9 protein-coding genes are annotated in these 11,595 nt (G+C 69.8%); 1 reads left to right on the top strand and 8 read right to left on the bottom strand.

Features of this window, described 5'->3' with window-relative positions; all coding sequences use genetic code 11:
- Positions 1-82 precede the first annotated feature (82 nt).
- The 4 genes from F8566_RS39070 to F8566_RS39055 all read right to left on the bottom strand — a co-directional run bounded on the left by F8566_RS39070 (position 83) and on the right by F8566_RS39055 (position 5,943).
- Entirely contained in the window at positions 83-2,386 is a 2,304-nt protein-coding gene (locus F8566_RS39070) for an ATP-binding protein (RefSeq protein WP_151567452.1), read from the bottom strand.
- A gap of 163 nt (positions 2,387-2,549) precedes the next feature.
- Complete coding sequence (locus tag F8566_RS39065) at positions 2,550-3,362, bottom strand: class I SAM-dependent methyltransferase (protein ID WP_225993908.1); 813 nt, start codon at positions 3,360-3,362, stop codon at positions 2,550-2,552.
- A 282-nt stretch (positions 3,363-3,644) separates the two neighbouring features.
- Positions 3,645-3,860, bottom strand: coding sequence for a hypothetical protein (locus F8566_RS39060; RefSeq protein WP_151567450.1), 216 nt, complete (start codon positions 3,858-3,860; stop codon positions 3,645-3,647).
- 136 nt (positions 3,861-3,996) lie between these two features.
- On the bottom strand, positions 3,997-5,943 hold the full coding sequence (locus tag F8566_RS39055) for an acyl-CoA dehydrogenase family protein (RefSeq protein WP_151567448.1): 1,947 nt from the start codon (positions 5,941-5,943) through the stop codon (positions 3,997-3,999).
- Positions 5,944-6,275: 332 nt separating this feature from the next.
- On the opposite strand from F8566_RS39055, the gene F8566_RS39050 reads away from it, so the two are divergent.
- A complete protein-coding gene (locus F8566_RS39050; RefSeq protein ID WP_264159526.1) occupies positions 6,276-7,001 on the top strand; it encodes an IclR family transcriptional regulator in 726 nt (241 codons plus the stop codon).
- Between the two features lie 24 nt (positions 7,002-7,025).
- Here the strand turns inward: F8566_RS39050 and F8566_RS39045 are convergent, their stop codons facing one another.
- The 4 genes from F8566_RS39045 to F8566_RS39030 form a co-directional block, all read right to left on the bottom strand.
- Entirely contained in the window at positions 7,026-7,382 is a 357-nt protein-coding gene (locus F8566_RS39045; protein WP_151567444.1) for a helix-turn-helix domain-containing protein, read from the bottom strand.
- A 62-nt stretch (positions 7,383-7,444) separates the two neighbouring features.
- A complete protein-coding gene (locus tag F8566_RS39040; RefSeq protein WP_151567442.1) occupies positions 7,445-8,206 on the bottom strand; it encodes an enoyl-CoA hydratase/isomerase family protein in 762 nt (253 codons plus the stop codon).
- A 51-nt stretch (positions 8,207-8,257) separates the two neighbouring features.
- Positions 8,258-9,403, bottom strand: coding sequence for an acetyl-CoA C-acetyltransferase (locus F8566_RS39035; protein WP_151567440.1), 1,146 nt, complete (start codon positions 9,401-9,403; stop codon positions 8,258-8,260).
- Between the two features lie 68 nt (positions 9,404-9,471).
- On the bottom strand, positions 9,472-11,526 hold the full coding sequence (locus F8566_RS39030) for an MFS transporter (RefSeq protein WP_225993907.1): 2,055 nt from the start codon (positions 11,524-11,526) through the stop codon (positions 9,472-9,474).
- Between the last annotated feature and the right edge of the window lie 69 nt (positions 11,527-11,595).

The raw sequence follows: 11,595 nt of genomic DNA, 5'->3' as shown, positions 1-11,595 counted from the left end.
CGTGACCCTTTCGGCAAGTAACAGTCTTGCGGACCTGGGCACGGGGATGCATCGGGAGACATCCCGATAGGCGTACCTAAAATCAGCGGCTGGGACGTAGGCGCTCGGTGACCCAGGCGGCGATCTGCGTCCGGGAGGCCATCTCGAGTTTGGCGAGGATGTGTTCGAGGTGGGAGTCGACCGTGCGCTTGGCGATGACCAGGCGCTCGGAGATCTCCCGGTTGGACAGTCCCTGCGCGACCAGGGCGGCGATCTCGCGTTCGCGGCGGGTGAGCGGTTCCCATGGGTCGACGCCGCGAGCGTTGACGCCGGGCCGCTCGTCCAGGGCGTGGTCCATGGCCTCGTCGAGGCTGAGCCGGAGTCCCTCCTCGTAGAAGACCTGCCAGCCGCCCTCTCCGAGCGAGCCGCGCACCTCGGAGAGCACGACTCCGCGCAGGGACAGGTAGGCGGGGCCGAAGAACATCGGCGCGCCGACGATCCGCCACATCCGGTCGGCGGCGCCGAACAGCCGTGCCGACCGTTCGGCCGATCCGGTGAAACCCGCGCAGCCCGCGGCCAGGTCCAGCGCCATCGCGCTGCCGAGCCGGTCGTTGAGTCCCCGCATGAGCCGCAACGTCCGCTGTGCCTCGACACTCGCCGTCTGCGGGTCGCCACGGAGGCAGTGCGCGAGCCCGCGTACCCACGTCGCGTACGCCAGGCACCACTGGTCACCGGACGCGGCGCTGAGCACCTGGCACTCCTCGCAGTACTCCAGCGCCCGGTCGATGTCGCCGGTGAGGCAGTGCAGCGCCGCGAGCAGCGGCAACCGCAACATCGTCCAGATATCGCCGCTCGGTGCAGGCTCCGCCAGGAGTGGCCGCGCCGCCTCCAGGTCGCCGCGGAAGAACGCCACCAGCCCGGCCAGCTCGACCGTGTAGGCGCGTTCCAAACTGCTGGACGCCAGCGGCACCGCCTCTGCCTGGAAGCCCTCGGCCGCCTCAAGGTCTCCCTGGAGCACCGCGAGCAATCCGGACAGGCACAGCGCCCTGGCACGATCGGACGTCGCGTCCGTGGCGAGGGCCTTGCCCAACCACAGGCGGCCCTCGCCGAGCAGTCCGGCGGAGAACCAGAACTGGGCGAGTGCCGCCGCCATCCGCGTCGCCTGCGCGCCCTCGCCCGGAGTGGTGACCGAGTAGTCGAGCGCGGCACGGAGGTTGGCGTGCTCACGCATGAGGCGTTCGAGACGTCCGGCCTGATCGGCACCGAACGCCTCCGCCTCGGCGCGGACGGCGAGCCCGAGGAACCAGTCCCGATGCCGCCGCCGCAGCCGTTCCACCTCTTCCCGCCCCGCCAGCAGGTCGCTGCCGTATTCGCGCAGCGTGTCGAGCATCCGGTAGCGGCGGCCGCCCTCCTCGCGGAGCACGATCGACTTCTCGACCAGACGCGCGAGCGTCTCATAGACCGCGTCCGCGGGCAGTCCGGTCTCCGCACCCTCCGCGTCGGCGCACACCTGCTCGGCCGCGGCGAGATCGAACCCGCCGGGGAACACCGTGAGCCGGGCCCACAACAATGCCTCCCGCGGCGTGCAGAGCTCATGGCTCCACTGCACCGCCGCCCGCAAGGTCTGATGGCGGGAACGGCCTGCCCGCTGCGCGCGATGGGTGCCGAGCAGCCGGAACCGGTCGTCCAGCCGTTCCACGAGCTGCTCGACCGACAGCGCCCGCAGCCGTACGGCAGCCAGCTCGATCGCGAGCGGAATGCCGTCCAGCCTCCGGCACAGCCGCGCGACGGCAGGCAGTTCGTCGCCGCTGAGCGTGAAGCCAGGCACGACCGCCGCGGCACGGTCGGCGAAGAGCGCCACCGCGTCCGACGCCGCGACCTCGGCCGCCGGGCCCTCGGCGTCAGGCAGGCTCAACGGCGGCAGCACCATGGTGTGCTCGCCGAGAACATCCAGCGGCTCGCGGCTGGTGGCGAGCAGATGCAGGCGCGGCGCGGCCCGCAGCAACACCTCCGCCAGAATCGCGCAGGCGTCCACCAGATGCTCGCAGGTGTCGAGCACCAGCAGCAGCTCGCGATCGGCAAGATGCTCGGCGAGCATGTCGAGCCGGTCGCGCGTGGACTGGTCGGGCACATGCAACGCCTCGGCCACGGTGTGCGCGAGCAGCTCGGCGTCACGCAACGCCGACAGATCGACGAACCACGCCCCGTCCGCGTAACCGGGACGGGCCTCCCCCGCCAGCCGGAGCGCCAGCCGGGTCTTGCCGACTCCGCTCGCCCCCGTCAACGTCACCAGCCGGGACGCCTCGAGAAGGCGCCTGCCCTGGGCGAGCTCGCGCTTCCGGCCGACGAACCTGGTCACCTCTGCGGGCAGCCTGCCCGCCCGCCGTTCCAGCGCAACGCTCGCCACGGGCCGCCTCTGGTCGCATCGCCGGTGACGTGACCGACGTTTCGGAGGGTTTCCCGCATCGTACCCGCCCGACCACGACCCGAGAGGACCCGATTACCGACCGCGATCGGTGCGGGCGCGGCGCGCCAGTCCGACGCGACCAGGCCGCCGGATGTGGATCGGTCTACTTGGGAACGCGGGCCACGCAGAAGACGGTCTGGCCGAACGGCGGGCGCACCAGGCGCTCGATGGCGCGGGTGGTGGGGATGACCGTGCGGTCGTAGATCTTGACCAGGCGCGGGTCGGGGTAGCCGGCGCCGCCGCGCCGGACGGCGGCCCACCAGGCGATGCCGCCCAGGAAGTTGATGGGCTTGAGCACCTCGGGAATCAGCCCGGACTCGCGGACCGAAGCCTCCAGGGTGGCCGGGGTGTAACGGGTCACATGGCCGACCTTGCGGTCGAACTCGCCGTAGAGCTGCATGTAGCCGGGCACCCAGATGACGATGCGGCCGCCGGGCAGGGTCACGGCGGCGAGGTCGCGCAGTGCCTGGACGTCGTCCTTGATGTGCTCAAGGACGTTCATCATCACGACGGTGTCGACCTTCTGCCGGATGTCGACCTCGGCGGGCAGCTCCAGGTCGAGCACCTCGACGTCGTCGTTGTCGTCGTAGCGCTTGCGGAGCTCGCCCACGCAGTAGGGGTCGTTGTCGCTCACGGCCAGGTAGTCGAGCCGCCCGGCGAACTGTTCGGAGAAGTGCCCGAGGCCGGAGCCGATCTCCAGCAGGGAACGGCCCACGTGCGGGGCCACCATGTCGTACTCGTACTTGCGGTAGTTGCGGGCCTCGTCGCCACCGAGGTGGTTTTCCAGGGCGCCGTCGCCCGCGGCCGGCTGGACGAGTTCGCCGTCGCCGGCGGTGGGAACGGCAGGCTGGGTCTTGCTGCCGAGGAGCTTGAGGAGCGTACCGGCAATGGACTTTTTCTGACCTGGTGAATGCATACTTCCCGCTCGCTGGAGTGCGTTGTCGCTCGCCTGGCAATCGGCTGGCGTTCGCCGGACCGGCGTGCCGACCTGGACTTCGAGGCGGGCCGATCTCTAGCGCAAAGGTCGGGTCAGTCTAGTCGACAGTGAACGTTCACGAGCCGTGTGCGTGTCATTCAGCCTCGGACGCCCCGGAGCGCGCTGCTGTGCCACACACCTTGGCGTGTCGACCGGCGACCCGCCAAATGCCAGGTCACGTCACCGTACCGGACCACGGAGAGACGGTCTCGGTGAGCTCGCTCACGCTCGTCCGGCGCGCCGGGTGCGAACGCGGGACACCTGCATGATCCCGTCCCGGAGTGCGGCGGCCGGGAGGCCGAACCCTTCGACAGCCGTGGCCACGAGCACATCGAGGTCGGGCCGCACTCCGGAACGGGCGTCCTTGCCGGAACGGGGATCAATGCCGGAACGGGTGTGTCCGCCGTATCGCGGGCCATCGACGATCACGCTGAGCATCGCGTCGCCCTCCGCCCTGTCGTCACCACGGCACCACCGGGTGAGTGCAACATATCGGCACTCGGCCCTGAACACAGGCAGAGAGTTTTCACATGGTGACACTGTGCGACGATCCCCGGGCCGCCCGCCCAGGCGCTCAGCCGATCGGGCGGTGGACGTTCTCCTGCTTGGACGGGCCAGGGGTCGCGTCGGCGATCCAGGGACCTGGGATGGACGGGTCGAGGATGCCCTCCTCAAGCCAGGTGAAGTCGCCTGAGAGGACGCGCTTGGCGAGCTTCGCGTCCAGGGCATCGGTGTTGCGCCAGAGCCCGTCGAAGAGCTCCTCGATCCGTACCCGCGCCTGCCTGCAGAAGGCATCGGCCAGCCTGGTCGCGGACACGCCAGGCGAACGGACCGTCTCGCCCTCGCTCGACCGCGTCCCGTGCTCCCTGCTGTCTTGCAGCGCCCGTACGCAGACGGCACTCATGGCGTAGAGCTCGGCGCCGATGTCGACCATGCGGCCGAGGAAGCCCTGCTTGTACTCCAGCTTTCCCTGCCAGCGTCCGGCGGCGTAGAAGGTCGAGCGGGCCAGCTTGCGGGAGGCACGTTCGACATAGCGCAGGTGCTGCGCCAGCGGCCCGAACTCGCCGTACGATCCGGGACGCTGCCCCGCGCCCGTGACCAGCGTCGGCAACCACCGCGCGTAGAAGCCGCCGGCTCGGGCGGCGGCGCGCGCCTTCTGCCCGCGTGACGCGTCCGGGTCGATGATGTCGCCGGCCACCGACAGGTGCGCGTCCACGGCCTCACGGGCGATCAGCAGGTGCATGATCTCGGTCGAGCCCTCGAAGATCCGGTTGATCCGGAGGTCGCGCAGGACCTGTTCGGCGGGCACGCCGCGTTCACCGCGAGCCGCCAGCGACGCCGCGGTCTCGTAGCCGCGGCCACCACGGATCTGGACCAGCTCGTCGGCGATCCTGCTGGCCATCTCGGAGGACCACAGCTTGGCCAACGCCGCCTCGATGCGGATGTCGTTGCGCTCGTCGTCGGCCAGCTGGCTGGACAGGTCGAGCATCGCCTCCAGGGCGTACGAGGTCGCGGCGATGAACGCGAGCTTCTTGGAGATGGCCTCGTGCTCGCCGACGGGGCGGCCCCACTGCACCCGTTCCTTGGACCACTCGCGCGCAATCTTGGTCGACCACTTGCCGGCCGCCGCGCACAACGCGGGCAGCGACAGGCGGCCGGTGTTGAGCGTGGTGAGCGCGATCTTCAGTCCGGCGCCCTCCTTGCCGATCAGGTTCGCGGCGGGGACGCGGACGTCGTGGAAGCGCGTGACGCCGTTCTCGATGCCGCGCAGCCCCATGAACGCGTTGCGGCGCTCGACGGTGATGCCCGGCGAGCCCGCCTCGACGACGAACGCGGAGATGCCGCCGCGATGCCCCTCGGACTTCGGCACCCGCGCCATCACGACCACGAGGTCGGCGACGACGCCGTTGGTGGTCCACAGCTTGACGCCGTTCAAGACGTATTCGCCGTTCCCGGTGGGCACCGCGGTGGTCCGCAGCCGCGCGGGGTCCGAGCCGACGTCGGGCTCGGTCAGCAGGAACGCGCTGATCTCGTTGACGCAGCGCGGCAGCCAGGTGTTCTTCTGCTCGTCGGTGCCGAAGAGCTTGATCGGCTGCGGGACTCCGATGGACTGGTGGGCCGAGACGAGCGCGCCGAGCGCCGGGCTGACCGAACCGATGATCATCAGGGCCCGCCCGTAGTGATACTGCCCGAGCCCGAGGCCGCCGTACTTCTCCGGGATCTTCATGCCGAGAGCGCCGAGCGCGCGCAGTCCCTTGATGACCTCATCGGGAATGCGCGCGTCCCTCTCGATCGCCGCCGAGTCGACCTTCGTCGCGCAGAACTCCCGGAGCCGGGCCAGGAATTCCTCCCCCTTACGCACCATGACCTCGTCAGAACGCGGATGGGGATGGATGAGATCGAGGCGGAAGTCGCCCAGGAACAGCTGCTTTCCGAAGCTCGGAAGGCGCCATTCGGTCTCGCGCGCCTCTTCGGCGATCTTTCGGGCGGTGCGCTCGTCTACGCGGCTCGGCTGGGTCATACCGGCTCCTCGGAATGGCTTCCGCGTCTCCCTTGCGAAGTTACTCCCGAGTCGTACCCCCGAGTAGGGCCCACCGAACACCAGCCGATGCCAATGCGTTAACAGCGCACTTATGTTGTCCGCGGGAACAATGATCTCGCCACAGAGTTAAGGCCCGAGAAAGGACCGTTCCAGCACACTGAATTCGGCCGCTGGCTTCCGTGAACACGGCGCCAGACCGAGCAAGAAGTGATCCAATGGACTCAGTATCACGAAAGGCCTTGACCTGACGAGGCCAGAGGGGTTCGCTGTGCGTGATGGATGAGACACGGAGACCTACTCTCATCGCTTCAGTGCAACGTGCCTTGCACCTGATGGAGGCCGTGGCCTCGCATCCCAACGGGGCGCCCGCCAAGCAGCTGGCCCGCGAGGCCGGATTGCCGCTCGCCACGACGTACCACCTGCTGCGCACCCTCGCCCACGAGGGCTACGCGATGCGCCTCTCGGACGGCGTCTGGGTCATCGGCGACCGCGTCCAGTCGCTGCACGGCCAGAGCAAGACCCAGCAGCTGCTCGCCCGCATCCGCCCCGCCCTGATGGCGCTGCGTGACGAGCTCGGCGTCGCCGCGTACTTCGGCCTGCACGAGGACGACGAGATCCGCATAGTCGACATAGCCGACGGCCCCCGCACCCCCCGCGTCGATCTCTGGGTGGGCTTCGACGCCGCCGCCCACGCGACCGCCATCGGCAAGTGCATGCTCGGCCAGCTCGACGACGAACGCCGCCGCGACTACCTGGCCCGCCACCCGCTCGTCGACCTCACCCCGCACACCATCACCGACCGGCAGCAGCTCCTGCGCACCCTGGCCAAGCCATCCGGGCTCTCCCTCGACCGCGAGGAATACGCGCTCGGCACCGGCTGCGCCGCCGTCCCCGTGACCGACGCCACCGGCAGCGTCGTCGGGGCGCTGGCCATCTCCTGCCGCACCAGCAAGCTCCCCAAGATCGAGGCCTCCGCCCACCGCATCCAGGCGACCGCCGCCCGCATCCAGCGCACCCTGAGCCTCACCATCGCCTGACGGCCCTACATGGGTGGTACGGCCCTACATGGGCGGTACGGGGGCCCGGCGGCCTCTGAGGCGGGATTCCAGGTCGCGGATCCGGCGGGCGTCGTCATCGCGGCGGCGTTCTAGATCGCGGACGCGTTGTTCCAGGTCCAGGACGCGACGGATCGCGGTCAGGGTCATGCCCTCGCCGACCAGCTCCACGACGTACTGCACGCGGCTGATCTCCGACCGCGAATAGCGGCGCTGGCCGCCTTCCGTGCGGCGGGGGCAGACCACCTGGTACTCGTCGAGGCGGCGCAGGAACGCCTGGCGGAGGTGCAACATCGCGGCGACCTGGCCCACGGAGTACAGCGGGGCGTACTCGTCGTCGACGGGCAGCGCGGCTCTTCGCATGGTCGATCACTCAACCATGCGGGCGCCCGGATATCCCGGAGGCGCCCAGGTCAGCGCCCAGGTCAGCGGCCCTTGAAGTCCGGTTCGCGGCGCTCCAGGAAGGCCGTGACGCCCTCCTTGGCGTCCTCGGTCCCGGCCAGCACGACCAGTTCGCCGAGCAGGTGCGCGATCTGGTCCTCCAGCGGGCGCCCCTCGATGGCGAAGAACGCCTCGCGGCCCATGCGCAGGCCGATGGGGCTCTTGGACGCGATGGTCGCGGCCAGTTCGGCCACCCGGGCGTCCAGGTCTGCGCGTGGCACGACCTCGGTGACCAGGCCGATCTCGCGGCCCTCGGCGGCGGTGATGCGCTGCCCCGTGTAGTAGAGCTTGAACGCGTGTTTGGGCGCCACGTTCCGGTTGATGATGGCCATGATCATCATCGGCCAGAGCCCGACGTTGACCTCGGGGGTGCCGAGCGTGACGTCGTCGGCGGCGATGACCAGGTCACAGGCGGCGGCGAGGCCGAGGCCGCCCGCGACCGCGTGCCCGGCCAGGCGCGCGATGATCGGCTTGCCCAGCCGGGGGAACGCCGTGAACAGGCGGTACGGGGCGCTGGCCCGGATGTCGTCGATCTGGTCGGTGCTCAGCCCGCCCAGGTCGGCGCCCGCGCAGAACGCGCGGTCGCCCGCGCCGGTCAGCACGATCACGTGGACGCCGTCGTCGGCACCGGCCCGGTCGAACGCGTCGAGCAGCTCCTCGATCATCTGGTCGCTGAGCGCGTTCCGGGCGTCCGGGCGGTTCAGCGTGATCGTCGCGACCCGGTCGGCCACCTCGTACAGGATCATGGCTCTCCCCAAAGCGGGGCGGGCGAGGCCCAGGGCCCCGCCCGCCGGCACTCAGATGCGCTCGATGATCGTCGCGTTGGCCTGGCCGCCGCCCTCGCACATCGTCTGGAGGCCGTAGCGGCCGCCGGTGCGCTCCAGCTCGTGCAGCAGCTTGGTCATCAGGATGCCGCCGGTCGCGCCCAGCGGGTGGCCGAGAGCGATCGCGCCGCCGTTGGGGTTGGTCTTCTCCAGCGAGGCGCCGGTGTCGGCCGCCCACGCCATCGGCACCGGGGCGAACGCCTCGTTCACCTCGAAGACGTCGATGTCGTCGATCTTCAGGCCGCTGCGCTGCAGCGCCTTCTCGGTCGCCGGGATCGGGCCGGTCAGCATGTAGACCGGGTCCGAGCCGCACACGGTGAGGGTGTGGATCCGCGCCCGCGGGGTCAGGTTGTGCTGCTTGACGGCCTCCTCGGAGGCGATGAGCAGCGCGGACGCGCCGACCGAGATCTGCGAGGCGACGGCGGCCGTGATGGCCCAGCCCTCGCGCAGCGGGTTGAGGCCCGCCATCTTCTCCAGCGAGGTGTCGGGGCGGGCGCCCTCGTCCTTGGACAGCCCGGCGATCGGCGCGATCTCCCTGTCGAAATAGCCGGCCTCGATGGCCTTGGACGCGCGCTGGTGGCTCTCCAGGGCGTACTTCTCCAGGTCCTCGCGCGAGAAGCCCCACTTCTCGGCCATCAGCTGCGCGCCGCGGAACTGCGAGATCTCCTGCTGGCCGTAGCGCTCGGCCCAACCGTCGCCGTAGGGGAAGGGCATGCCCTTCTCCAGCGCCATCGCGACCGAGGAACCCATCGGCACGACGGCCATCTGCTCGATGCCGGAGGCGACCACGAGGTCCTGGGTGCCGGACAGCACGCCCTGGGCGGCGAAGTGGATCGCCTGCTGCGAGGAGCCGCACTGCCGGTCGATGGTCACGCCGGGCACGTTCTCGGGAAGGCCGGCCGACAACCAGGCGGTACGCGCGATGTCGAGCGACTGCGGCCCGACCTGCATGACACAGCCCGTGATCACGTCTTCGACGGCGGACGGGTCGACCCCGGTCCGGTTCACGAGCTCCTTGAGCACGTGGGCCCCGAGGTCGGCGGGGTGAACGTCCTTCAGGGCACCCTTCTTGGTGCCGACGGGGGTACGGACCGCGCCGACGATGTACGCCTCGGCCACTACGCCTCCAAAGGTGGGGTTGGGGTTCCGTCCCGAAACCGAGTGAGATTCGGTTAGTCAGTATGAGATTACATCTCCCGGGAGGCAACGCCATGTGACCTGGGTCTCGGTTGGACGGCCTCGGCGTCGGCGTCATCGCCCAGGCTCTCGCGGGAGAGCCTGGTGAGGATCTCGGCGAGCTCCGGATGTTCGTCGGGAGACCAGCCGGCCAGGTGCTCGGCCAGTCCCTCGCGACGGGCCTCGAAGAGCCGGCCGGCGACCGCCTGGCCGCTGTCGGTGACGACGAGGTCGCCCTCCCGGCGAACGACGAAGCCCGCGTTCACCAGACGGTCCACGTACGGGCGCCCGCGTTCGACGGGCACACCGGCGCGTTCGGCCAGTTCAGCGCCGGACACCGTGCCGTCCTTGGCGATCCGGCAGAGCGCCCACATGCTCCCGGCAGGCAGGTTGACCCCGGAGATGGCGCCAAGGCGCTCGTACAGCTCCATGGCTCTGGCGTCCTTGCGCATGAGCACGCTGAGCGCCCGTTCGATCTCATGCCGGGACGAACGGACCGTGGGGGCGCCGCCGAAGCCCTCGCCATAGTCCTGGGCGCCGGCGGTCGCGCGGAGCGGCACCTCGCGCAGGAACCAGGTCAGCACGACCGCGACGAGGGCGACCGGAACCGCCCAGAGGAAGACGGTCTGGATGGACTCCGCGTACACGTGCAGCACGTCGGCCCGCACCTTGGGCGGCAACTGGTCGAGGAGGCCCGGATCGCCCTCGGCGGCGGACGGGTCGAAGCCAGGCGGCAGCTCTCCCTTGCGCGCCACGGCCTCCATGTTGGAGGCCAGCTGGTTGGCGAAGACCGAGCCGAACACCGCGACACCGAAGGAGCCACCGATCTGGCGGAAGAACGTGACGCCCGACGTGGCCGAGCCGAGATCCTGGTACGGGACGGCGTTCTGCACGGCGATGACCAGGACCTGCATGACCAGCCCCAGACCGAAGCCGAGCAGGGCGAACCGCAGGCTCATCGAGAGCGTGGAGGTGGTCTCGTCCATGCCCGCGCACAACCACATTCCCAGCGCGACGATCGGGGTGCCGACGACCGGATAGATCTTGTAGCGGCCGGTGCCGCTGATGAGCTGGCCGGACCCGATCGAGGCGACCAGCATGCCGAGCATCATCGGCAGCAGGTGCACGCCCGACATCGTCGGCGAGACACCGTGCACGACCTGGAGGAAGATCGGGATGAACGTCATGGCGCCGAACATCGCGAAGCCGATCACGAAGCTGATCGCCGAGCCCTGCGAGAAGACGGCCTCCGTGAAGAGCCGCGGCGGCATGACCGGTTCGGTGGCGCGCAGCTCCACGTAGATCCACAACGCGATGAGGACCAGCGAGCCGGCGCCGAGCCCGATGATCTGCGGCGACGTCCACGCGTACTCCGTACCGCCCCAGGTGGTCATCAGCACCAGCCCGACCGCCCAGCCCACGATCAGCAGAGTGCCCAGATAGTCGATCTTGTGCTGCTCGCGCACGGACACGGCGTGCAGCACGGCGGCGATGACGATCAGCGTGAGGATGCCGATCGGGATGTTGATGTAGAAGACCCAGCGCCACGACAGGTTGTCGACGAACCAGCCGCCCAGCAGCGGCCCGCACACGCTGGAGACACCGAAGACCGCGCCGAACAGCCCCTGGTAGCGGCCGCGCTCCCGGACCGGCACCACGTCGCCGACGATCGCGACGACGAGCACCATGAGCCCGCCGCCGCCCAGGCCCTGCACGGCGCGGAACGCGATCAGCTGGGTCATGTCCTGGGCCACGCCGCACAGCGCCGACCCGATGAGGAAGATGACGATCGAGGTCTGGAAGAGCCGCTTGCGCCCGTACTGGTCGCCCAGCTTGCCCCACAGCGGCGTGGAGGCCGTCGACGAGAGCAGGTACGCCGTCACCACCCAGGAGAGATGGTTGAGTCCGCCCAGGTCGCTGACGATCGTCGGCAGGGCCGTGGAGACGATCGTCTGGTCCAGCGCCGCGAGCAGCATCGCGAGCATGAGCGCGCCGAGGATCACGTACAGGTCCCGGCCCTGAGGCATGGACCTGCCGTCCTCCTTGGTCGTCATATCAGCGGTCATCCCGCGCCCCCCAAGACGTGGACATACGGAGGAGACCTACCCCACGACCCGCGAAGATCACGGCCTCGG

The sequence above is a fragment of the Actinomadura rudentiformis genome (assembly GCF_008923185.1).
GTDB classification, from domain to species: Bacteria; Actinomycetota; Actinomycetes; order Streptosporangiales; family Streptosporangiaceae; genus Spirillospora; species Spirillospora rudentiformis.
Note: the sequence above shows the minus strand (reverse complement) of the source record. Positions and strands in the feature narration are given on the sequence as shown.

Excerpts from the sequence above, each read along its gene's own strand:
- F8566_RS39065 (WP_225993908.1), bottom strand. The coding sequence starts at position 3,362 with ATGCATTCACCAGGTCAGAAAAAGTCCATTGCCGGTACGCTCCTCAAG.
- F8566_RS39060 (WP_151567450.1), bottom strand. The coding sequence starts at position 3,860 with ATGCTCAGCGTGATCGTCGATGGCCCGCGATACGGCGGACACACCCGT.
- F8566_RS39055 (WP_151567448.1), bottom strand. The coding sequence starts at position 5,943 with ATGACCCAGCCGAGCCGCGTAGACGAGCGCACCGCCCGAAAGATCGCC.
- F8566_RS39045 (WP_151567444.1), bottom strand. The coding sequence starts at position 7,382 with ATGCGAAGAGCCGCGCTGCCCGTCGACGACGAGTACGCCCCGCTGTAC.
- F8566_RS39040 (WP_151567442.1), bottom strand. The coding sequence starts at position 8,206 with ATGATCCTGTACGAGGTGGCCGACCGGGTCGCGACGATCACGCTGAAC.
- F8566_RS39030 (WP_225993907.1), bottom strand. The coding sequence starts at position 11,526 with ATGACCGCTGATATGACGACCAAGGAGGACGGCAGGTCCATGCCTCAG.